The sequence below is a fragment of the Pseudomonas promysalinigenes genome (genome assembly GCF_014269025.2).
GTDB lineage: Bacteria > Pseudomonadota > Gammaproteobacteria > Pseudomonadales > Pseudomonadaceae > Aquipseudomonas > Aquipseudomonas promysalinigenes.
On record NZ_CP077094.1, the window covers coordinates 4,507,199 to 4,528,415 of the forward strand.

Annotated in this window: 19 protein-coding genes; 6 read left to right on the forward strand and 13 right to left on the reverse strand. The window is 62.2% G+C overall.

Annotated features, from left to right (window positions below; all coding sequences use genetic code 11):
• Position 1: 1 nt before the first annotated feature.
• From hfq to HU725_RS20510, 6 genes are all read right to left on the reverse strand, one after another.
• Positions 2 to 262: an RNA chaperone Hfq gene (gene hfq, locus HU725_RS20485; RefSeq protein ID WP_027920748.1), complete on the reverse strand. Its 261-nt coding sequence runs from the start codon at positions 260 to 262 to the stop codon at positions 2 to 4.
• Positions 263 to 357: 95 nt separating this feature from the next.
• Entirely contained in the window at positions 358 to 1,329 is a 972-nt protein-coding gene (gene miaA / locus HU725_RS20490; RefSeq protein ID WP_060477955.1) for a tRNA (adenosine(37)-N6)-dimethylallyltransferase MiaA, read from the reverse strand.
• Between the two features lies 1 nt (position 1,330).
• A complete protein-coding gene (gene mutL, locus HU725_RS20495; protein WP_186476379.1) occupies positions 1,331 to 3,229 on the reverse strand; it encodes a DNA mismatch repair endonuclease MutL in 1,899 nt (632 codons plus the stop codon).
• Entirely contained in the window at positions 3,226 to 4,656 is a 1,431-nt protein-coding gene (locus HU725_RS20500; RefSeq protein ID WP_060477957.1) for an N-acetylmuramoyl-L-alanine amidase, read from the reverse strand. Before HU725_RS20500 ends, mutL begins: the two co-directional genes overlap by 4 nt.
• Before the next feature lie 11 nt (positions 4,657 to 4,667).
• Entirely contained in the window at positions 4,668 to 5,126 is a 459-nt protein-coding gene (gene tsaE, locus HU725_RS20505; RefSeq protein WP_189657910.1) for a tRNA (adenosine(37)-N6)-threonylcarbamoyltransferase complex ATPase subunit type 1 TsaE, read from the reverse strand.
• A gap of 2 nt (positions 5,127 to 5,128) precedes the next feature.
• Positions 5,129 to 5,989: an NAD(P)H-hydrate dehydratase gene (locus HU725_RS20510; protein ID WP_186476377.1), complete on the reverse strand. Its 861-nt coding sequence runs from the start codon at positions 5,987 to 5,989 to the stop codon at positions 5,129 to 5,131.
• Positions 5,990 to 6,052: 63 nt separating this feature from the next.
• Between HU725_RS20510 and queG the strand changes: the two genes are divergently transcribed.
• A complete protein-coding gene (gene queG / locus HU725_RS20515; protein WP_060477960.1) occupies positions 6,053 to 7,117 on the forward strand; it encodes a tRNA epoxyqueuosine(34) reductase QueG in 1,065 nt (354 codons plus the stop codon).
• A gap of 91 nt (positions 7,118 to 7,208) precedes the next feature.
• Here queG and HU725_RS20520 read toward each other — a convergent pair whose 3' ends face one another.
• Positions 7,209 to 7,820, reverse strand: coding sequence for a trimeric intracellular cation channel family protein (locus tag HU725_RS20520; RefSeq protein ID WP_021783871.1), 612 nt, complete (start codon positions 7,818 to 7,820; stop codon positions 7,209 to 7,211).
• Between the two features lie 91 nt (positions 7,821 to 7,911).
• Positions 7,912 to 8,454, reverse strand: a complete 543-nt coding sequence (gene orn, locus HU725_RS20525) for an oligoribonuclease (RefSeq protein WP_060477961.1) — start codon at positions 8,452 to 8,454, stop codon at positions 7,912 to 7,914.
• Between the two features lie 141 nt (positions 8,455 to 8,595).
• Here orn and rsgA point away from each other — a divergent pair, with 141 nt between their 5' ends.
• Positions 8,596 to 9,627 carry a small ribosomal subunit biogenesis GTPase RsgA gene (gene rsgA, locus HU725_RS20530; RefSeq protein WP_186476376.1) on the forward strand — a complete coding sequence of 344 codons (1,032 nt, stop codon included), beginning with the start codon at positions 8,596 to 8,598 and terminating at the stop codon, positions 9,625 to 9,627.
• A 33-nt stretch (positions 9,628 to 9,660) separates the two neighbouring features.
• Here rsgA and motB read toward each other — a convergent pair whose 3' ends face one another.
• Positions 9,661 to 10,680: a flagellar motor protein MotB gene (gene motB, locus HU725_RS20535; protein ID WP_186476375.1), complete on the reverse strand. Its 1,020-nt coding sequence runs from the start codon at positions 10,678 to 10,680 to the stop codon at positions 9,661 to 9,663.
• Between the two features lie 3 nt (positions 10,681 to 10,683).
• Complete coding sequence (motA, locus tag HU725_RS20540) at positions 10,684 to 11,535, reverse strand: flagellar motor stator protein MotA (protein ID WP_060477964.1); 852 nt, start codon at positions 11,533 to 11,535, stop codon at positions 10,684 to 10,686.
• A 130-nt stretch (positions 11,536 to 11,665) separates the two neighbouring features.
• Here motA and HU725_RS20545 point away from each other — a divergent pair, with 130 nt between their 5' ends.
• Genes HU725_RS20545 through asd form a run of 3 tightly spaced genes read left to right on the forward strand, consistent with a single transcriptional unit; the run spans position 11,666 to position 14,939 of the window.
• Positions 11,666 to 13,201, forward strand: coding sequence for an HDOD domain-containing protein (locus HU725_RS20545; RefSeq protein WP_186476374.1), 1,536 nt, complete (start codon positions 11,666 to 11,668; stop codon positions 13,199 to 13,201).
• Between the two features lie 44 nt (positions 13,202 to 13,245).
• On the forward strand, positions 13,246 to 14,055 hold the full coding sequence (locus HU725_RS20550; protein ID WP_186476373.1) for a rhodanese-like domain-containing protein: 810 nt from the start codon (positions 13,246 to 13,248) through the stop codon (positions 14,053 to 14,055).
• Positions 14,056 to 14,069: 14 nt separating this feature from the next.
• Positions 14,070 to 14,939 (forward strand): archaetidylserine decarboxylase, encoded by an 870-nt coding sequence (asd, locus tag HU725_RS20555; RefSeq protein ID WP_186476372.1) that lies wholly within the window; start codon positions 14,070 to 14,072, stop codon positions 14,937 to 14,939.
• Positions 14,940 to 14,989: 50 nt separating this feature from the next.
• Here the strand turns inward: asd and serB are convergent, their stop codons facing one another.
• Positions 14,990 to 16,204: a phosphoserine phosphatase SerB gene (gene serB, locus HU725_RS20560; RefSeq protein ID WP_060479281.1), complete on the reverse strand. Its 1,215-nt coding sequence runs from the start codon at positions 16,202 to 16,204 to the stop codon at positions 14,990 to 14,992.
• 134 nt (positions 16,205 to 16,338) lie between these two features.
• Between serB and HU725_RS20565 the strand changes: the two genes are divergently transcribed.
• Positions 16,339 to 17,796: a histidine kinase gene (locus tag HU725_RS20565; RefSeq protein ID WP_186476371.1), complete on the forward strand. Its 1,458-nt coding sequence runs from the start codon at positions 16,339 to 16,341 to the stop codon at positions 17,794 to 17,796.
• A gap of 270 nt (positions 17,797 to 18,066) precedes the next feature.
• Here HU725_RS20565 and HU725_RS20570 read toward each other — a convergent pair whose 3' ends face one another.
• On the reverse strand, positions 18,067 to 18,777 hold the full coding sequence (locus tag HU725_RS20570) for a PqiC family protein (protein WP_060479249.1): 711 nt from the start codon (positions 18,775 to 18,777) through the stop codon (positions 18,067 to 18,069).
• A 175-nt stretch (positions 18,778 to 18,952) separates the two neighbouring features.
• The gene (gene parC, locus HU725_RS20575) at positions 18,953 to 21,211 is read right to left on the reverse strand and encodes a DNA topoisomerase IV subunit A (RefSeq protein ID WP_186476370.1); all 2,259 of its coding nucleotides are present in this window, start codon (positions 21,209 to 21,211) and stop codon (positions 18,953 to 18,955) included.
• Between the last annotated feature and the right edge of the window lie 6 nt (positions 21,212 to 21,217).

The following is a 21,217-nucleotide window of genomic DNA, read 5'->3' on the forward strand; positions in this document are numbered from 1 at the left end:
ATCAGGCGTTGCCTGGCTCGCTGTCGCCGTGTTCGGAATCGGACGGGCTTGGCAGGCGAACCGGACGAGCAGGGACGACGGTCGAAATGGCGTGCTTGTAGACCATCTGGCTGACAGTGTTCTTCAGCAGTACCACGAACTGGTCAAAAGATTCGATCGAGCCCTGCAGCTTGATCCCGTTGACCAGGTAGATCGAAACCGGGACCTTTTCTTTTCTCAGTTGATTCAAGTAAGGGTCTTGTAGCGAATGCCCTTTTGACATATGCCGCACTCCTGTAAGGATAAATATTGGAAAATCACAAAAATCGATAAGTTCAGGCCGCCCCTTCGCAAGAATAGACGGCTATCAGCAGGGACTCAGCTCAATATGGAGACGGCCCCAAGGTATTTCAAGGTGCGGGACAGATTGTCGCAGGCCAGGCTGTCGAGCCAGTGCACGTCAGGCCAGCCACGCAGCCAGGTGAACTGCCGCTTGGCCAGCTGTCGAGTAGCGATGATACCGCGTTCGCGCATCTCATTCTCAGTCAGCTTGCCGTCCAGGTAATCCCAGACCTGTCGATACCCTACAGCCCGTATAGACGGCAGCCCGGCGTGCAAGTCACTTCTGGCCCGCAGCGATCGGACCTCGTCGACGAAGCCCTGTTCCAACATTTGCGAAAATCGTAACGCAATTCGTTTGTGCAGAATGTGACGGTCAGCCGGGGCGATCGCCAAACTCGCGACAGTATAGGGCAAATGCCCGCCAGCGCCTGCGTCTGCGGCGCTACTTTCAGCGAATTGACGCTGGCGGTGAGCGGTCATGCTCTGGCCGCTGACCCGATAAACTTCCAGCGCTCTGATAAGCCGCTGCGGGTCGTTGGGGTGGATACGCGCTGCCGACTCCGGGTCCACCAGTGCCAGTTGCCGGTGCAGCTCAACCAAGCCCAGCGCCTGGGCCTCGGCCTCAAGGGCCGCGCGCACAGCAGCATCGGCCGCCGGCATGTCCGCCAGGCCTTCGATCAACGCCTTGTAATAGAGCATGGTGCCGCCCACCAGCAGCGGGATTTTGCCGCGCGCGCTGATGTCGGCCATCGCCTCCAAGGCGTCAGTGCGAAACTGAGCGGCCGAATAGCTTTCGGCCGGGTCGCGGATATCGATCAAACGATGCGGATAGGCCGCCAAGGTTTCTTTGGAAGGCTTGGCCGAACCGATGTCCAGGCCGCGGTACACCAGCGCCGAGTCGACGCTGATCAGCTCGCAAGGCAGCACTTTGGTCAGCTCGATGGCAAGGTCGGTCTTGCCGGCAGCCGTCGGGCCCATGAGAAAGATTGCAGGTGGCTTGCCGCTCATGTCATCGACCGCGCAGGAAAAGTTTGTCCAGATCGTCCAGGCCCATCTGGGTCCAGGTCGGACGACCATGGTTGCACTGACCGCTGCGCTCGGTGTTTTCCATGTCGCGCAGCAGGGCATTCATCTCGGGGATTGCCAGGCGCCGGTTGGCACGCACCGCGCCGTGGCACGCCATAGTACCGAGCAACTCGTTGAGATGCGCCTGGATTCGGTCGCTGGTGCCGTACTCCATCAGGTCGGCGAGCACGTCTTGCACCAGGCGATTGGCCTCGGCCTGCTTGAGCAGTGCTGGGATCTGGCGGATCGCCAGGGTTTCTGGCCCCAGCCGCTGCAGCTCGAAGCCCAAGCGCTGAAACCACTGGCCGTGTTCCTCGGCGCAATCAGCCTCGCGCTGGCTCAACGCCAGGGTTTCCGGCACGAGCAGTGGCTGGCCACTGAGCCCTTCGCTGGCCATCGCCACCTTCAAGCGTTCGTACATGATTCGCTCATGGGCCGCATGCATATCCACCAGCACTAGCCCTACGGCGTTTTCGGCCAGGATGTAGATACCCTTGAGCTGTGCCAGGGCGTAGCCAAGGGGCGGGATGTCGCCCTGGCTTTCTGGCAACCCCGTGGATGCTGGCGCAGCATCGTTGAGTGGCTTGAAGAACTCCCGATAGACCGCCTGGGCTTCGGCGGCAGGCAATGGCTGCGAGGGGCGCGGGGTGTACTGGTACTGATAACCTGCGCCACTGCCGCCATTGGAAATGCCATGCTGCGGCGCCTGCGGCTGCTCGAGCACAGGCGAGGCCAAGCGCATTTCACCCTGGGGGCCGAACTCGCCGGCTTGCTGCCCGGTCGCTCGGGCCTGGTCGGGAACAGCGGCTGGGGCGGCCAGCTGGTCTTCTGGACGTACGTCAGCCAGGGCCCGGTGCAGTGTGCCGTAGAGAAAGTCATGCACCGAACGGCCTTCGCGAAAGCGCACTTCGTGCTTGGTCGGGTGCACATTGACGTCGACGCCGTTGGGCTCTAGTTCCAGGAACAGCACGAAAGTCGGGTGCCGACCGTTGAACAGTACATCCCGGTAGGCCTGCCGCACGGCGTGGGCGACCAGTTTGTCCCGCACCGCGCGGCCATTGACGAAGAAATACTGAAGGTCCGCCTGGCTGCGCGAGAACGTCGGCAGGCCAACCCAGCCCCACAGGCGCAAGCCATTGCGCTCGACATCGATCGGCAGCGCCTGCTCCATGAACCCCGGGCCACATATGGCACCAACCCTTCGCGCACGGGCGGTTTCATCATGGGCCTCATGCAGGCTGAGAATACTCTTGCCGTTATGGCGCAGATGAAAGCCTACATCGAAGCGGGCCAGAGCCAGGCGCCGGATGACTTCCTGCAGGTGATCGAATTCGGTCTTTTCGGCCTTGAGAAACTTGCGCCGGGCCGGGGTATTGAAGAACAGGTCGCGCACCTCGACCGAGGTGCCGACTGGGTGCGCAGCGGGCTGCACACGGGGTGTCATGTCACGGCCTTCGGTCTCGACCTGCCAGGCTTCACCTGCACTGGCGGTGCGCGACGTCAGGGTCAGCCGCGCCACCGAACTGATCGAGGCCAGCGCCTCGCCTCGGAAACCCAGACTCAAAACGCCTTCAAGATCTTCGAGTTCGCGAATCTTGCTGGTGGCGTGACGGGCCAAGGCCAGGGGCAAGTCATCTGCGGAAATACCGCTGCCATCGTCGCGCACACGCAGCAACTTCACCCCGCCCTGCTCGACCTCAACATCGATGCGACGAGCCCCGGAGTCCAGGCTGTTTTCCAAAAGCTCCTTGGCCACCGACGCTGGCCGCTCGACCACCTCACCTGCGGCAATCTGGTTGGCCAGCCGCGGGCTTAGCAGCTGTATGCGCGAGCCGCCACTCATTGTGCGGCCAGCGTGGTAGCAGGAATGTCGAGTTGCTGGCCAACCTTGAGCTCATCGCTCTTGAGGTTGTTGGTGCTGCGCAGGCTGGTCACGCTGACTTGATAGCGCACAGCGAGCATCGCCAGGGTTTCGCCCGGACGCACGGTATGCTCACGCGGCCCTTGGGCGATCTTGCCACTGTCTCGCAGCCACGCCACGTAGGTACCCGGCGGCGGGTTCTGCTGGAAGTACTGGCGTACACCCGTATGGATCGAGCGGGCCAGGGCTTGTTGATGGCTGGCGGTGGCCAGTTTGGCCGCTTCGCTGTTGTTCGAAATGAACCCGGTTTCCACCAGAATCGATGGAATGTCGGGCGATTTCAACACCATGAAGCCCGCCTGCTCCACCCGCTGCTTGTGCAGCGATGTCACCCGGCCCATGTTGCCGAGCACCTTCTGCCCCACGTTCAGGCTTGAGCTGAGCGTGGCAGTCATCGACAGGTCGAGCAGCACGCCTGCGAGCATGCGGTCCTTGTCATCAAGGCTGACGTTGCCGGCGCCGCCGATCAAGTCAGAGCGGTTTTCAGTGTCGGCCAGCCAGCGCGCCGTCTCGGACGTGGCACCCCGATCGGACAGAGCGAACACTGAAGCGCCGAATGCGGCACGCGATGGCGCGGCGTCGGCGTGGATGGAAATGAACAGGTCGGCGCCCTTCTTGCGGGCGATCTCGGTGCGCTTGCGCAACGGGATGAAGTAGTCACCGGTACGTGTCAACTCGGCACGGTAGCCCTTTTCGGTGTTGATCTGGCGCTGCAACTCCTTGGCGATCTGCAGCACGATGTCTTTCTCGTGTTGGCCGCGCGAGCCGGAGGCGCCTGGGTCTTCACCACCATGGCCGGCGTCGATGGCGACGACGATGTCGCGCTTGCCACTGGGCACCGGTGGCAGCTTGATCGCCGGTTGGGCCGGGCTCACCGGAACGGCTGGCGTGGTCGCCGGGGTTGGCGTTGGAGTAGGCGGTGGCGTCGGTGCAGTCGCCGCGATGGCGTCGGCTTCCTGATCGTACAGGTCGACTACCAGGCGGTTGCCATACTGGGCATTGGGCGCCAGTGTGAAGCTCTTGGGCGTGACCGACTTTTTCAAGTCGACCACCACGCGCAGATCGGTTGGCGTGCGCTGGGCGGAACGCACACTGCTGATTGGCGTGTTGGCTGTCGATACCTTCAACGGTGCGCCCAAGGTCGCGCCATTGATGTCGATCACCAGGCGATCGGGCGCGCTGAGGGTGAAGACACTATGCTGCACGGGGCCAGAAAGATCGAAGACCAGCCGCGTGTTGTCCGGCGCGCGCCACAGGCGCACGCTCTTGACTTGTGTGACGGCCAGAGCGTCAACGGTCACCGCTGCCAGCAGCAATCCAACCACAGCGACCAGTGCGCGTATGCGCATACCTACCCCACTTACTGTTTATAGTGTTCGGCCAGTGCAGTGCACCAGGCCTCGCCGCGAGCCCCCTGCGGCCTAAGGACAAGCGAGCGGCCGCCCGCTTGGGGGCTTATGGTAATGGTCAGGTCAGGCTTTGGCAAAACGCCCGCACCCTTTTGTGGCCACTCGAACAGGCACAGTGGGTCGCCTTCGAAATAATCGCGAATCCCCATAAACTCCAGCTCTTCCGGATCGACCAGGCGATACAGATCGAAATGGTAGGCGCGAACTTCACCGATTTCGTAGGGTTCCACCACTGTGAACGTAGGACTTTTCACTGCACCAGTATGGCCCAGACCGCGGATCAAGCCACGCGAAAGCGTGGTCTTGCCAGCACCCAGGTCACCTTCCAGAAAAATCACGCCATGACCGCCGGTCACTTCGGCAAGCTTTGCGCCGAAATCGACCGTGGCCGCTTCATCGGCCAGAAACAGGGTTAAGCCAGACACGCAGAATGCTCCTCCAACAACTCTCGAATGACCGGCGCCAGATCGCTGGCTGCCAGGCCTCTGCCTTTGACGCCCAATCGCTCGCCGGCGCAGGCATGCAGCCATACGCCAAGGCCTGCAGCGCTCCAGGCGTCCAACCCCTGGGCCAGCAAAGCTGCCAGCACGCCGGTCAGCACATCGCCCAAGCCGGCACCGGCCATCGCCGGATGGCCCCGCTCACACACCAGCAACCGGCCGGCGGGGTCAGCCACCAAGGTACCGGCGCCCTTGAGCACGCAGATACTGGCATAGCGGCGGGCCAATTTGCGTGCCGCGCCGGGACGATCGGCTTGCACCGCCTCGGTGGAAATGCCCAGCAATCGCGCCGCCTCGCCGGGGTGCGGGGTGAGGATGCTACCACTGGGCAGCGCCAAGGGGGTGCTGGCCAGCAGGTTCAGAGCATCGGCGTCCCAAACCTGCGGCCGCTCGGCCTTGGCCACCGCCGACAGCAAGCTGCGCCCCCAGGCCGCTTGCCCAAGCCCCGGACCCACCACCACTACCGTCGCACGCTCTAGTACACCGACCAACTGGTTGGCCGATTCAACTCCCAGGCACATGCTCTCCGGCAGGCGCGCCAAGCTCGCAACCACATGCTCCGGGCGAGTCGCTAAACTGACAAGCCCCGCGCCGCAACGCAGCGCCGCCTCGGCACTGAGCAAAACGGCGCCAGCAGTGCCAAGGTCTCCACCCACAACCAGCACATGGCCAAAGTCACCCTTGTGGGCTTGGGAATCACGTGCCGGCAGGTGTGCGACCGTCAGGCTGCTCAGCAGTTCAGGGGCATTGCTTGGGTGTTTGGTCTGCGCCATAGGGTCAAAGGCTCCAATGTCTGGCAGAATTATACGCACCTGAGCCTGTATTGCCTGCCCACCATGTCCGCCTTGACACCTGACCTTGCCCAACTGGCCCAATCCATCAAGATCTGGGGCCAAGAACTCGGCTTTGCCCACGTAGGCATTGCCGGCGTCGACCTTGGGGAGCACGAACAGCATCTGCAACGCTGGCTCGACGCCGGCTATCAGGGCGAGATGGAGTACCTGGGCGCCCATGGCAGCAAGCGCGCCCACCCCGACCAACTGATTCCCGGCACCGTACGCGTGGTTTCGCTGCGGATGGATTACCTTCCCGGCGACACGCAAATGGCCCAGCGCCTGGCCCAGCCTGAAAAGGCCTATATATCGCGTTATGCACTGGGCCGTGATTATCACAAACTGGTTCGCAAGCGCGTGCAGTTTCTGGCCGATCGCATTCAGGAGGCCATCGGCCCATTCGGCTACCGCGCCTTCGTCGACAGCGCCCCGGTGCTGGAAAAAGCCTTGGCCGAACAGGCGGGGCTAGGTTGGATAGGCAAGAATACCCTGCTGCTCAATCGCAAGGCCGGCAGCTACTTCTTTCTGGCCGAGCTGTTCGTCGACCTGCCGTTGCCGGTGGATCAAGCGCACACCAGCGAACACTGCGGGCGCTGCCAGGCCTGCCTGGACATCTGCCCAACCAAGGCGTTCGTGGGGCCCTATGTGTTGGATGCACGGCGCTGCATTTCCTATCTGACCATCGAGCTACGTGGGCCAATCCCGGTCGAATTGCGCGCCATGATGGGCAACCGCGTATTCGGCTGCGACGACTGCCAGGTCGTCTGCCCGTGGAACCGCTTCGCCAACTACAGCAAGGAACAGGATTTCCAACCGCGCCATGGGCTGGAAAACGCCGAGCTGGCTGAAATGTTTCTGTGGGACGAACGCACGTTCTTGCGCAAGACCGAAGGCGGGCCACTACGCCGGGCGGGGTATGAGCGCTTCTTGCGCAACCTGGCGGTGGGGCTGGGCAATGCGCCCTCGACCATCCCGGTGATCGAGGCGTTGAAGGCCAGGCGCGAAGATGAGTCGGAGCTGGTGCGCGAGCATGTCGAGTGGGCATTGGCCCGGCATGGCCTCAGATAGCCAAACCCATAGTGGGGTGCCAACCTTTGGCGGTAGGCCATCGCGATTGAGGGTTTAGGCGTTGCCAGTGATCGCCAGCACCCACCACAAGCTATTGCTGATCGTTATAGTGAAACTTGGGCATTTCCCAATGGAAGCGAATGGCCAGCAAGCGCACCAGAAAGCCACCGAACAAAGTCAGCAGCATCGCCTGCTCCGCCGGCACTTTGAAGTAAACGCAGCCTAGGTAGAACCACGCCGCAGCGAACGATACGCTGGCATAGAGTTCGCGACGGAACACCAGTGGGATGTCGTTGCAGAAGATATCCCGCAGAATCCCGCCGAATACACCAGTGATCACGCCACTGATCGATGCCACCAACATGCCCTGCCCCATTTCCAGCGCAGTCATGCAGCCGATAAGCGTGAACGCCACCAGGCCCAACGCATCGAGTACCAAAAATAGCGAGCGCAAGCGGCGCATCATAGGCGCGATGAAAATCGTCAAGAGCGCTGCCAGGCTGGTCAGCACCAAGTACTCAGGATGTTTTACCCAGGTCAGAGGGTAGTGCCCAAGCAGCACATCGCGCACCGAGCCACCCCCCAGGGCGGTCACGCAGGCGATCAGCACCACGCCAAACCAGTCCATGCCGCGCCGGCCGGCAGACAGCGCACCGGTCATCGCTTCGGCGGTAATGGCTATCAGGTAGAGCATCAGCAACATGGTGCGGGTCCGTGCGAGAAAGGCGCGCAGTCTAACCAGTTGCTTCGGGCACCAAAAGAGGGCGCAGGCACATTATCCGCGCCCTTTGGGTTCACACCTTGATGAAATGCTCGCGGTAGTGGCGCAGCTCAGCGATGGACTCGCGGATATCATCCAGGGCCAGGTGAGTGCCGCCCTTCTTGAAGCTGTCACGAACCTCCGGCGCCCAGCGCGCAGCAAGCTCCTTGAGCGTGGAGACATCGAGGTTGCGGTAGTGGAAGTAGTTTTCCAGTTCGCGCATATGGCGGTAAAGGAAGCGGCGATCCTGGCAGATGCTGTTGCCACAGATTGGCGACTTGCCTTTGGGCACCCATTGTTCGAGGAACGCGATGGTCTGTGCTTGGGCTTCTGCCATGCTGACCTTGCTTTCGCGCACGCGCTGGGTGAGGCCCGAGGCACCATGGGTGCGGGTATTCCACTCGTCCATGCGCGCCAGCACTTCGTCACTGTGGTGGATGGCTATCACCGGCCCTTCGGCCAACGTGTTCAGCTCACTGTCGGTGACGATGGTGGCCATCTCGATGATGACGTCGTGGTCCGGGTCCAGACCGGTCATTTCCAGATCGATCCAGATCAGGTTCTGTGGGTTATGCATGAAAAGGCTCCTCGTATAGCCCGTCATAGTAGCCTAGCGAGGTCGACCTGCGCATGCCTGGCGCAAAGGTAACCAGAATGGTCATCGGCCTGGCGTGCTAAACTGCCTGCCGTTTTCAATTTGCCCCTCCTTGGAAGGTCCATGGCCAAACGCCAGCTCAATCGGCGCCAGAACTGGCGTATCGAAAAAATCCAGAACGAACGCGCAGCTCGCGCCGCCAAACGCGAACAGCACGTGCTGCAGGAGCTGGAGGGTGGCGATCTGGGGCCGGAACAGCTGGGCCTGGTAATCGCGCACTTCGGTGTGCAGGTGGAGGTCGAGGCCCAGGATGGCGAGGTCGCCGGCCAGGTATTCCGCTGCCACCTGCGGGCCAACTTGCCAGCACTGGTCACCGGCGACCGGGTCGTCTGGCGCGCTGGCAACCAAGGCATCGGCGTGATCGTCGCGCAGATGCCACGCAGCACTGAGCTGTGCCGGCCGAACAACCACGGCCAGCTCAAGCCGGTCGCAGCCAACGTCGACCTGATCGTCATCGTCTTCGCCCCGGCGCCGGAGCCACATCCGAACCTGATCGACCGCTATCTGGTGGCCGCTGAGCATGCCGGCATCCGCCCGCTGCTACTGCTGAACAAGGCCGACCTGATCGACGCCGACAATGGCCCCGGCCTGCACGCGTTACTCGAGGTCTATCGCGACCTGGGCTACCCGCTGCTGGAGGTTTCCGCCCATCAGGGCGACGGCATGCAGCGCCTGCAGCAGATGCTGGACGGGCACATCAGCGTGTTCGTCGGCCAGTCGGGCGTGGGCAAGTCGTCATTGGTCAACAGCCTGCTGCCTGACGCTGGCACCCGGGTGGGCGACCTGTCCGAATGGTCCGGCCAAGGTCAACACACCACGACCACCGCGCGTCTTTATCACTTCCCCAACGGGGGCGACCTGATCGACTCGCCGGGCATTCGCGAATTCGGCCTTGGCCACGTCAGCCGCGACGATGTCGAAGAGGGGTTCATCGAGTTTCGCGACCTGTTCGGAACTTGCCGCTTCCGCGATTGCAAGCATGATCGCGAGCCGGGCTGCGCACTGCTAAAGGCCCTTGAAGACGGCCGCATCAAGCCGCAGCGAATGAACAGCTACCGCTCGATCATCGCTAGCCTGCCCGAAGACAGCTACTGATCCGAAGGGGCTGCCAAGCAGCCCCAACGCTCGCTACTGATCCTTCTGCTCATCCATCTTCAAAGTGCCATCTTCGAAGATGTTCAGCTTTTGCCTGAGTTCACGCGGCTGCATCGGGGCCGGGGCTTCCTGCGCCCCGGCTGGGGCTGACGGTGCGTCAACTGGGGCTGGCGAAGCCGGTTGGCTGGAAGCTTCAGGTGTACCCTGCTCGCCTTCGATGTTGCGCTGGGCTTTTTTGGTCAGCACGATGATGTCGATGCGACGGTTGACCGGGTTGAACGGGTTCTTGCGGTCGAACAACGACGACGAGGCATAGCCCACCACTCGCGCCACCTGGCCATCCGGATAGCCCCCTGCAACCAGCGCTCGCCGCGCTGCGTTCGCGCGGTTGGCCGACAGCTCCCAGTTACCGAAATCGCCAGTGCCCGAATACGGCTTGGCATCGGTGTGGCCACTGATGCTGATCTTGTTCGGCACCGCTTTGATGGTATCGGCCATGGCCAGCAGGATGTCCTCGAAGTACGGCTGCAGGCGCGCGCTGCCGATGTCGAACATCGGCCGGTTCTCGGCATCCATGATCTGGATACGCAGGCCGTCCTGAGTGATTTCGAACAGGATCTGATCCTTGAACTTCTGCAGTTGAGGGTTTTCCTCGACCTTGTTCTGCAGCTCCTGCAACAGCAACTCCAGACGCTCGCGCTCGACCTGCTCGGCCATGGTTTCGACCTGATCCTTGTCCAGCTGAATACTGGTATCAGGCGTAGGCTCGGATTTCACTTCCGGGTTGATGGTCTTTTCCGGCGCCAGTTGCGGCGAACCGCCCAGGTCGATCACATAAGGCGTGCCACTATCGGAGAAGCCGATCGGGTCTTTGAAGTAACCGGCGATGGCAATCTTCTGTTCAGGTGTAGCCGTGGACAGCAGCCACAACACCAGGAAGAACGCCATCATCGCCGTGGCGAAGTCGGCAAAGGCGATCTTCCAGGCCCCACCATGGTGCCCGCCACCGAAGCGCTTGACGCGCTTGATGATTATCGGCTGATTGTTCTCCATGACTCAGCGACCACGAACCGCTTGTTCCAGCTCGGCAAAAGTCGGGCGGTGCTTGGGGTAGAGCACCTTGCGCCCGAACTCCACGGCCAGCGAAGGCGGCATGCCGGAGGCAGAAGCCACCAGCGAGGCCTTGATCGACTCGTAGAGGTTGAGCTCTTCCTTGGCATCGTGCTCCAGGCACTTGGCCAGCGGGCCGAAGAAGCCATAGGCAGCCAGAATACCGAAGAAGGTACCGACCAGTGCCGCACCGACGTGCATGCCGATCGCCTTCTGGTCGCCATCGCCAAGCGAAGCCATGGTCACCACGATACCCAATACGGCTGCAACGATACCGAAACCAGGCATGCCGTCGGCGACCCCTGTGACCGCATGTGAAGGGTGCTCGAGCTCTTCCTTCATGCTCAGCAGTTCCATGTCGAACAGCCCCTCGAGTTCGTGGGGCGCCATGTTGCCGGTGGACATGATGCGCAGGTAGTCACAGATGAACGCGGTCATGCGCTCGTCACCCAGCACTGCTGGGTACTTGGCGAAAATCGGGCTGGCTGCGGCGTCTTCGATATCACTCTCGATCGCCATCATGCCTTCGCGGCGGCTCTTGTTGAGGATTTCGTAGACCAGGCCCAGTACTTCCAGATAGAAAGCATGGGAGAAGCGCGAGCCGAACATCTTCATCGACTTCTTGATTACATGCATGGTCATGTAACCGGGGTTGGCCTGCATGAAGGCGCCGAAGGCCGCACCGCCGATGATCAGCACTTCGAACGGCTGGATCAGTGCCGCGATCTTGCCATGGGAAAGCACATATCCGCCGAGCACGCTCGCGAATACGACGATGATGCCGATAATTTTAGCCATAGGTTCAAAGCACTTGCTGTCGTGGTCAGGGTGAGGGGCGGGAGCTTTAAAACTCTTCTTCTACTTATCGGCAGAACTGCGCCAGACTATAGCCACTCAAAGCGAAAAGCCAGTTCGGACTGATGTCAAAATGCCAATGGAATCCAAGGTGCCCTCTCAGAATCCGCGTACGGTAGAAGCCTGGATCAAGCTGCTCGACGGCGTGCGTGTACCGGTGCCCAAGCCCAGCTACGACCGAGTCATGAGCGCCATCAATGACAGCCGTCGCTCGTTGCGCGACATCGCCGAACTGATGCAGGACAGCCCGGCGCTGGTGCTGTCGGTGATGCGCGAGGCCAACCACCCCGGCAACGCCAGCCAGGCCGAACCTGCTGAAAGCCTGGAAATTGCCCTCAACCGCCTGGGCCTGGTACGCAGCAAGGAGCTACTGATGCGTCTGCCGGCCTTGCCGGAGCACGACATACCCCCGGTGCTGCGCCAGTTCCTGCTGATCAGCCAACACGCAGCGCAACAGGCCAGCGGCCTGTTCGCCAGCCGCCTGGCGCGCCTGTGGCAGGAAATCCACTGGGGCAGCCTGCTGTTCCTGGCACCGCTGTGGCCTCTAGCCTTGGCCTACCCCAAGCTGCTCGATGCCTGGGAACTGCGGGTCATCCACAAAGGCGAGGCGGCCGCCGAGGTGGAACAGGAACTGTTCGGTGTACGCATCTTCGCCCTGTGCCAGGCCGTGGCTGAGCACTGGCGCCTGCCGAAGTGGGTCACCCAGGGTTATCGCCTGCTGCTCGAAGAGCGCGACCAGTTGGCCCTGGTGCTGAATATTGCCCGCGAGCAAGACCTGCTCACCCAGCAGCACCGCCTGGATGAAGCCGCTGGCTTGCGCCGCTGGTTCAACGAACCGGCCAACACCGTGCTGCTGGCCAACAACCTGGCGCTGGCAGCCCAGGTTGGCTGGGACAACCCTCATTTGTTGCGCTGGCAACTGCTGACTGCGCTTTACTTGCAAACATCGCTGGAAGATGTGCAACAGCAAGTGCACCAACAAGCTGCCGCCAGCGCCCGGCGTCACGCCAGTCACGCAGTGTTCCACCCTGCAGAAGCCTTGATCTGGCCATGGGACCAGCGCCGCCCGCACCCAGACATGCTGACGCCACCGCCCCCGTCCAGCGAGGACCTTGGCCGTTGGCGCAAGCTGTGCCAGCAACTGTTGGCACAACCAAGCCCATTCACCAATGCCGTTCACCTGGCCACCCACGCGCGCGAAGCCATGCTCGCCTGCGGCATGCAGCGGGTCATGCTGCTATCGCTGGACGGTGCCCGCGAAACCCTGCGCGTGCAACAGACTGCCGGCCTGCCTAAAGAGGCCGGGGCCATCAGCTTGCCGCTCGCGCAGCACAAGCTGCTGCACAAGCTCATGGCCAAGGCCGGCCAGCTGCGCCTGACACCCGCCAACCACGGCCAATTTTCGGCATTACTGCCAGCGCCGTTGCGGGCGCTGTTCCCCAGCGAGCACATGCTGCTGCGTTCCCTTGCGGTGGGTGACCAGGTCTTGATGCTGGTCGTTGCCGACCAAGGCGGCAAGCCGCTGGCCGATGTCAGCACGCAAGCCTTCGGTAAGACTTCGCAATGTATCGAGCGTGCGCTGGCAGTCTTCGGCAACCGCGGAGCCTGAGCCTTGCGCTACAATCGCTGCTCTTTCCACACTGGAGAACGTGGATGACTGACTTTTCCGGCTTGCCTTTGGTGATCGAGGCCGCTGACCTGCTACCGCGCCTGGACTCACCGCAGTTGATCCTGGTCGACCTGAGCAGTGCCAACCGCTATGTCAGCGGCCACATCCCCGGCGCCCGTTTCGTCGAAGGCAAGCGCACCCAACTCGGCCAGCCCCCGGCCCCCGGCCTGCTGCCGACGCTGGCCGACCTGGAAAGGCTGTTCAGCGAGCTGGGCCACCGCGATGACGCAGTTTACGTGGTGTACGACGACGAGGGCGGTGGCTGGGCCGGCCGCTTCATCTGGCTGCTAGATGTGATCGGCCATCATCGCTACCACTACCTCAATGGCGGCATCCAGGCGTGGCCAGCAGACAAGCTGTCCACTGACCTGCCAGCTCCCGCCAGTACGCCCGTACACCTGCAATTGCACGCCGAACCTACTGCCACCCGCGAGTACCTGCAAAGCCGCCTGGGCGCTGATGACCTGGTTATCTGGGATGCCCGTGGCCCGCAGGAATTCTGCGGCGAAAAAGTCCTGGCCGCCAAGGCTGGGCATATTCCCGGCGCCATCAATTTCGAGTGGACTGCCGGCATGGACCTCAACGATCACCTGCGCATTCGCAAAGATATCGCTCAAGTGCTCGAGCAACTGGGCATCACCCCTGACAAGGAAGTGATCACCCACTGCCAGACCCACCGCCGCTCCGGTTTCACTTACCTGGTGGCCAAGGCCCTCGGTTATCCACGCATCAAGGCTTATGCCGGCTCGTGGAGCGAATGGGGCAACCACCCGGACACGCCTGTCGAAGTTTAAGGACATTCAACGTAATGAAATCCCGCCTGTTCATTCTCAGCCAGTACCTGTTACCGCACCATCTGCTGTCGCGCCTGGCTGGCTGCATCGCCGAGTGCCGCGTGCGCTGGTTCAAAAACGCCTTCACCGCCTGGTTCGCCAAGCGTTACCAAGTGAACATGAGCGAAGCGCTGGTCGAAGACCTGACCGCCTACGAGCACTTCAATGCCTTCTTTACCCGCGCCCTGAAGCCAGGCGCTCGCCCGCTGGATGAAACGCCGGGCGCAGTTCTGTGCCCAGCCGACGGCGCCGTGAGCCAGTTAGGCCCGATCGAGCACGGCCGTATCTTCCAGGCCAAGGGCCACAGCTACAGTGCCCTGGAACTGTTGGGCGGCGACCCAGCCCTGGCCGCGCCATTCATGGGCGGCCAGTTTGCGACCATCTACCTGTCGCCCAAGGATTATCACCGCGTGCACATGCCACTGGCCGGCACCCTGCGCGAGATGGTGTATGTGCCAGGCCGGCTGTTCTCGGTCAACCAGACCACGGCCGAAAACGTGCCTGAACTGTTCGCCCGCAACGAGCGCGTGGTGTGCCTGTTCGACACCGAGCGCGGGCCGATGGCTGTTGTGCTGGTCGGCGCCATGATCGTGGCTTCGATCGAAACCGTTTGGGCCGGGCTGGTCACGCCACCCAAGCGTGAACTGAAGACCTTCCGCTACGATGAAGGCGCCCGTGCGCCTATTCACCTGGAGAAGGGCGCCGAATTGGGTCGCTTCAAGCTGGGCTCGACCGCGATCGTGCTGTTCGGGCCAGAGCAGGTGGAATGGGCACAGACACTAGGTGCGGCATCGGCAGTACGCATGGGTGAGCTGCTGGCAACGCCCGCCCAAGCCCAAGCCTGACCTGAAAGAAAAAGGCCCTGCAAATGCAGGGCCTTTTGTTTTGGCGTGTATCAGCCGCGGGCGTCGCGGTCGCGCAGGCCCAGCAAGTAAAGCACGCCATCGAGCCCCAAGGTGGAGATCGCCTGCTTGGCCGACTGGCGCACAAGCGGTTTGGCGCGGAAGGCAACGCCAAGCCCGGCCAATGCCAGCATTGGCAGGTCGTTGGCGCCATCGCCCACGGCGATGGTCTGTTCGAGTTGCAGGCCTTCTTCGTTGGCCAGTTGCTGCAACAGCTCAGCCTTGCGCTGGGCATCGACTATCGGCTCCACCGCAACCCCAGTGACCTTGCCGTCGACTACTTCCAGCTCGTTGGCGAAGACGTAATCGATACCCAGGCGCGCCTGCACCTGCTTGGCGAAGTACGAGAAGCCACCAGAGAGAATCGCCGTTTTATAGCCCAGGCGCTTGAGCTCGGCGAACAGGTTTTCGGCACCTTCGGTCAGGCGCAGCGAAGCGCCGATCTGGTCCAGCACACCCACATCCAGGCCCTTGAGCAGCGCCATGCGCTCCTTGAAGCTGGCGCGAAAATCCAGCTCGCCGCGCATCGCGCGCTCGGTGATCGCCGCAACCTGCTCGCCTACACCAGCCGCCTTGGCCAGCTCGTCGATGACTTCAGCCTCGATCAGCGTGGAGTCCATGTCGAACACAGCCAGGCGACGGTTGCGACGGAACAGGTCGTCTTGCTGGAACGCGATGTCGACCTGCAGCGTCTGGGCCAAAGTGAAAAAGTCGCTGCGCAGTGCTTGAGCATCGCTCGGGACGCCACGTACGGAAATTTCAACGGCCGCTTTGCCCTTTTCACTCGGTGCATCCAAAGCCACCCGTGCCGACAGGCGCTCGATGCGCTCGATGGTCAGGCCGTACTGACTGATGACGGCACTGACGCGGTTCAACTGCTCGGGGGTGATCTTGCGGCTGAGTAGAGTCACGATATGTCGCGCTTCGCCCTGTGCATCGGCCCAGTGCTGATAGTCGGCCTCGGAAATCGGCGTATAGCGCGCCTGAAGGTTCAGCTCGTGGGCCTTGGACTGCACGCTTTGCAGCAGCGCCGTGGCCACTTCGTTGTCCGGAATATCGACCAGAATACCGAAGGACAGGGTGCCATGCATGACCGCCAGGCCGATGTCGAGGATGTTCACACCGCCCTGGAGAAGGACGCCGGTAAGGGCGGCGGTAAGACCCGGACGGTCCTCACCGGTGATGTTGATCAGAACGATTTCGCGCACAACCTGGCTCCGACTTCGATGAAAAATGCGCATTCTACCGATTTTCCATGACCATCGGGCGCCAACTCTACTTTGCCGACAAAACACTGCTCGCTATACTGCCGACACTTTCATGCCATTAAGAGCCGAGCTCTGTGAACCGGCCCACGCCAGTCAAAACCGACAATTTCTTCATCATGATCTTCCGAGCCCTGCGCCAACGTCGCGTGCCCCTAGCACTGCGCATCGCCACCACGAACATATTCCTGGTGGCACTGGCACTGGTGATCTATGCCTGCGTGATGGGCCTGCAGTTCAAGCAGGCCATGCACGAACAGGCGGACGCCCTGGGCCAGAGCCTGACCATCCAGACGGCCACTTCGGCGACCGAACTGTTGGTGTCCAACGACATCCTCAGCCTCAACGTGCTGCTGGGCAACCTGGTGAAGAACCCGCTGGTGGCCCACGCGGCCATCTACAGCGTGGACAACCGCATCCTCGCTGAGGCAGGCCAGCGCCCACGTAATAGCTTGCTGGGCGAGGCCGAAGGCCTTTACCAGACGAAGATCACCTTCCAGGACGTGACCGCCGGGCAGCTGCGTATCAGCCTGGATATGAGCCAGTTCCAGCAGCCGATGCTGATCAGCCTGCAGAGCATGGGTATCCTTGCGGCCATCCTGCTGGCCCTGGCATTGAGCCTGAGCCTGCGCCAAGGCCGGCACATCACCCTGCCGTTGCTGCAACTGAGAGTCTGGCTGCGTGACCCGCATCCGTACACGCCGGCCATCGACCGTCAGGACGAGATTGGCGACATCGCCCGCCAGTTGCATGCCCGTCTGGCCCCGCCTCCGCCACCGGAGCCAGAGCCTGAGGAAGAAGACGAAGATGCCTTCGAGCTGGATGAAGACGCCCCGCTGAAACCCGCGCAACGCGCCAAGGCTGTGGTCCAGGCAGATGAGGACGACGACGAGGCATTCGCCGGGCTACTCGATGACGACAAGCAACCTGCAGCCAACACGGCGGTAGTGGAGTCCGACGAGCCCCAGAATACCGCCGTGCTGGCCGTGCAACTGGGCTCGCAGGAGCAACTGCGCAGGCTGCCGCGCTCCCGCCTGACCGAGCTGCTGGAACGCTATCGCGGTTGCCTTGAGCAGGCAGCTTCATTGTATGAAGGCGAAATCCACACATTGAACGATGGCAGCACGCTGGTGCTTTTCCACAGCCGCGACTGCGGCGAGGATTACCTGACCAATGCCATCTGTTGTGGCGAGCTGTTGCGCGCGCTGGGGCATGCTCTGCAAATCGAAGTGGCTGACAGCGGCATCACCTTGCAACTGCAACTGGGCCTGGCCCTGGGCGACGACTTGCAAGGGCTGGAGCAGGTCGACCTGCTGATGGCCGAAAAGGCTCAGGATGCCCTGGCGCTGTCTCAGCACAGCCGCAACCTGCTGCTGGTGGAGCGCCAGATCAGTGACGACGAGCTGATTCGCAAGCGCGCCCGCATTCGCCCCATAGCCAGCCCTGAAGGCGCATGCTGCGTAGAACGGCTGATGGAACCCTACCCATCGATGCTGGAACGTCAGCTGGCCCGAATGCACGAGCGCCGGGCCTGACTGCCCGGCGGCATTACTGCGGTTGAGCTCGCCCACAGGGTGACTGGCATCTTGTGCGCCCCTCAGGCGGATTCAACCGCGAACATGGCAACGTCCTGATGGCACCGGTTGGTGCCAGTGTTCGCGGCTAGAGCCGCGCCCTCAGGTTGGGCTGGTCTCTTACCTTGTGCAGGCCTGTGAGGGATGCATGGTGCGAAGGGCCGCAAGCGGCCCCGGCCTTCCAAATGAACAGCACCACGCTAGATGGCGGGCATTGATGCGGGTGTTCGGTCAGAACCGATAGACTTCCATATCCGTACGGATCGGCGAAGCCATAGGGATCTTCGACTTTTCTGGTTCTTTCCTGACCTGTACCGGCGCGGCGGGCTTCTTGGGCGCTTCTTCCGCAATCGCTGGCTGATTGGCCAGCGGCTTCACCGCTGTGCTGAGCTGCTCGGCAAGCTTTTGCAGTAATTGCCCTTGGGCCTGGACCTGGGACGACTCACTGCCCTCGTGGGGCTGCTCCAAGTGGACGATGCGGTTGTCACGCACCCGGCCTCGGCGGTCCAGCAGACGCCATTGTGCATCGAGCACGGCAGGCTGGTTTTTGCCCGAATCCAGGCGGGTGATCGACAGCAGTACTTGCACGTCCGGGCTGAAGCCGCTGCTGGCCGGGGCCAGCACCACGCGTTGGCTGTCCAGGCGCCAGGCCAGCTGCCGCACCAGTAACTGGTCGATGTCCGACGAGAGGCTACCGGCCCAACGACCATCGGTTGCCGAACTCAGGCTGCCATCGGCCTGACGCTGCAAGAAGGTTTCGCGCTGAAGGTAATCGGCCACCGACACGGGGCCGAGCACAACGGCCATGCCCGCACTTTGCGTGGGCTGGCCAGGATCACCGCTGTCGAGTTGGTACAGGGCGACTGGCTGGTGCACGCTGCACCCGGCCAGCCCCAGTAAACCCGTCATCAACAGCGCAAATGGAAGGCGCAGGAATTTCATTCAACCCATCCAGGCGGTCGCCACCAGGCAAACCGCAGTGATACTGATAGAGATTCGTCAGGGCACACGGCGACGCCGGCCCCACAGGGGCACTATCATCCGCGAAATATCCGTTCGACTCCAGCGTTTCTGCCCGCAACGGCGCTGAAAATGCCGTTCCAGACATTGCCAAGCGCTATCCCGGCATCTCCACCTGAAGGCTGTCGACCCGCTGGAAGCCACGTGGCAATTTGCTACCGCGCCGACCACGCTCACCTTTGTAGTGCTCAAGGTCGTCCGGCTTGAGCGAAAGCGTACGCTTGCCGGCTTGCAATACAAGGGTCGCACCCTCGGCAAGCACTGCCAGATCGGTGACGAACTCTTCACGGCTGGCAACTCGATCGCCCGGCACACCAATGATCTTGTTGCCCTTACCTTTGCCCAGTTGTGGCAGGTCGGAAACCTTGAACACCAGAAGACGCCCCTCGGTGGTCACCGCCGCAAGCCAGTCCTGCTCTCGATCGGCCACCGGGCGCGGGCTCATGACCTTGGCGCCGTTGGGCAGACTAAGCAGCCCTTTGCCAGCCTTGTTCTTGGCCTGCAAGTCCTCACCCTTGACCACGAAGCCGTAACCGGCGTCGGATGCCACCACGTACAAGGCGTCATCCTCCGGCAACAGCACACATTCGAAGGTCGCCCCTGGCGGTGGCGTCAGGCGGCCGGTCAGCGGCTCGCCCTGGCCACGTGCCGATGGCAGGCTATGGGCCGGCAGCGAATAACTACGCCCCGTAGAGTCGATCAACACCGCGAACTGATTGGAGCGCCCGGCGGCGGCAGCCTTGAAACCGTCGCCAGCTTTGTAGGACAACCCGGTAGCGTCGATATCATGGCCTTTGGCACAACGCACCCAGCCCTTTTCCGACAGCACTACGGTCACAGGCTCAGTCGGCATCAGTTCGTTTTCCGAAAGCGCCTTGGCTTCGGCACGCTCGACGATCGGCGAGCGGCGGTCATCACCGTAGGTCTCGGCGTCCTTGATCAGCTCGCTACGCACCAGCTTGCGCAGCTTGGCATCGCTGCCCAGCAGGGCTTGCAGCTTGGCCTGTTCTTTGAGCAGTTCATCCTGTTCGCCACGGATTTTCATCTCTTCCAGGCGCGCCAATTGCCGCAGACGCGTCTCGAGTATGTAGTCGGCCTGGATTTCCGTTAGCTGGAAGCGCTCGATCAGAGCCTGTTTTGGATGCTCCTCGGTACGGATGATGTGGATCACTTCATCCAGGTTCAAGAACGCAGTGAGCAAGCCTTCCAACAGGTGCAGCCGCTTCTGCACTTTGTCCAGCCGGTGCTGGAGGCGGCGGCGCACGGTGTTGGTACGGAACTCCAGCCACTCCAGCAGCAGCGCACGCAGGTTCTTAAGCTGCGGGCGGCCGTCGAGGCCTATGATGTTGACGTTGACCCGATAGCTGTTTTCCAGGTCAGTGGTGGCGAACAGGTGCTGCATCAATTCGTTGGCATCGACGCGATTGGAGCGCGGAATGATGACGATACGGCAGGGGTTCTCATGGTCCGACTCGTCACGCAGGTCGGCCACCATCGGCAGCTTCTTGGCCTGCATCTGCGCAGCGATCTGCTCCAGCACTTTGGCCCCGGAAACCTGGTGCGGCAGCGCCGTCACGACGATATCACCGTCCTCGACCCGGTAAACGGCTCGCATGCGAATGGAGCCACGGCCGCTTTCGTAAATCTTCTGGATTTCCGCGCGGGGGGTGACGATTTCAGCCTCGGTCGGGTAGTCAGGGCCTTGGATGTGCTCGCACAGCTGCTCGATGGTGGCCTTGGGCTCATCGAGCAGGCGCACACAGGCGCTGGCCACTTCCCGCAAGTTGTGCGGCGGCACGTCGGTGGCCATGCCCACCGCGATACCGGTGGTGCCATTGAGCAGGATGTTGGGCAGGCGCGCAGGCAGAACAGCAGGCTCCTGCAGGGTGCCGTCGAAGTTTGGCGCCCAGTCGACGGTACCCTGCCCCACTTCACTGAGCAGCACTTGCGAATAGCGCGACAGACGCGCCTCGGTGTAGCGCATGGCCGCGAAGGATTTAGGGTCATCCGGCGCACCCCAGTTGCCCTGGCCATCGACCAGGGTGTACCGGTAACTGAATGGCTGTGCCATCAGCACCATGGCTTCGTAGCAGGCCGAGTCGCCGTGAGGGTGGAACTTGCCAAGCACGTCGCCGACGGTTCGGGCGGATTTCTTGTGCTTGGCGTCGGCATCGAGCCCCAACTCGCTCATGGCGTAGACGATGCGCCGCTGCACCGGCTTGAGGCCATCGCCGATATGCGGCAAGGCCCGGTCCATGATCACGTACATGGAATAGTTGAGGTAGGCCTGTTCGGTGTAGTCAGCCAGCGAGCGGCGTTCGACGCCATCCAGGCTGAGTTCCAATGGGTCGCTCATGCGGGC

What these genes read in the sequence shown, in the direction of transcription:
- hfq (WP_027920748.1), bottom strand. Translation starts at nt 262, where the DNA reads ATGTCAAAAGGGCATTCGCTACAAGACCCTTACTTGAATCAACTGAGA.
- miaA (WP_060477955.1), bottom strand. Translation starts at nt 1,329, where the DNA reads ATGAGCGGCAAGCCACCTGCAATCTTTCTCATGGGCCCGACGGCTGCC.
- mutL (WP_186476379.1), bottom strand. Translation starts at nt 3,229, where the DNA reads ATGAGTGGCGGCTCGCGCATACAGCTGCTAAGCCCGCGGCTGGCCAAC.
- HU725_RS20500 (WP_060477957.1), bottom strand. Translation starts at nt 4,656, where the DNA reads ATGCGCATACGCGCACTGGTCGCTGTGGTTGGATTGCTGCTGGCAGCG.
- HU725_RS20510 (WP_186476377.1), bottom strand. Translation starts at nt 5,989, where the DNA reads ATGGCGCAGACCAAACACCCAAGCAATGCCCCTGAACTGCTGAGCAGC.
- queG (WP_060477960.1), top strand. Translation starts at nt 6,053, where the DNA reads ATGTCCGCCTTGACACCTGACCTTGCCCAACTGGCCCAATCCATCAAG.
- HU725_RS20520 (WP_021783871.1), bottom strand. Translation starts at nt 7,820, where the DNA reads ATGTTGCTGATGCTCTACCTGATAGCCATTACCGCCGAAGCGATGACC.
- orn (WP_060477961.1), bottom strand. Translation starts at nt 8,454, where the DNA reads ATGCATAACCCACAGAACCTGATCTGGATCGATCTGGAAATGACCGGT.
- rsgA (WP_186476376.1), top strand. Translation starts at nt 8,596, where the DNA reads ATGGCCAAACGCCAGCTCAATCGGCGCCAGAACTGGCGTATCGAAAAA.
- motB (WP_186476375.1), bottom strand. Translation starts at nt 10,680, where the DNA reads ATGGAGAACAATCAGCCGATAATCATCAAGCGCGTCAAGCGCTTCGGT.
- motA (WP_060477964.1), bottom strand. Translation starts at nt 11,535, where the DNA reads ATGGCTAAAATTATCGGCATCATCGTCGTATTCGCGAGCGTGCTCGGC.
- HU725_RS20545 (WP_186476374.1), top strand. Translation starts at nt 11,666, where the DNA reads ATGCCAATGGAATCCAAGGTGCCCTCTCAGAATCCGCGTACGGTAGAA.
- HU725_RS20550 (WP_186476373.1), top strand. Translation starts at nt 13,246, where the DNA reads ATGACTGACTTTTCCGGCTTGCCTTTGGTGATCGAGGCCGCTGACCTG.
- asd (WP_186476372.1), top strand. Translation starts at nt 14,070, where the DNA reads ATGAAATCCCGCCTGTTCATTCTCAGCCAGTACCTGTTACCGCACCAT.
- HU725_RS20570 (WP_060479249.1), bottom strand. Translation starts at nt 18,777, where the DNA reads ATGAAATTCCTGCGCCTTCCATTTGCGCTGTTGATGACGGGTTTACTG.
- parC (WP_186476370.1), bottom strand. Translation starts at nt 21,211, where the DNA reads ATGAGCGACCCATTGGAACTCAGCCTGGATGGCGTCGAACGCCGCTCG.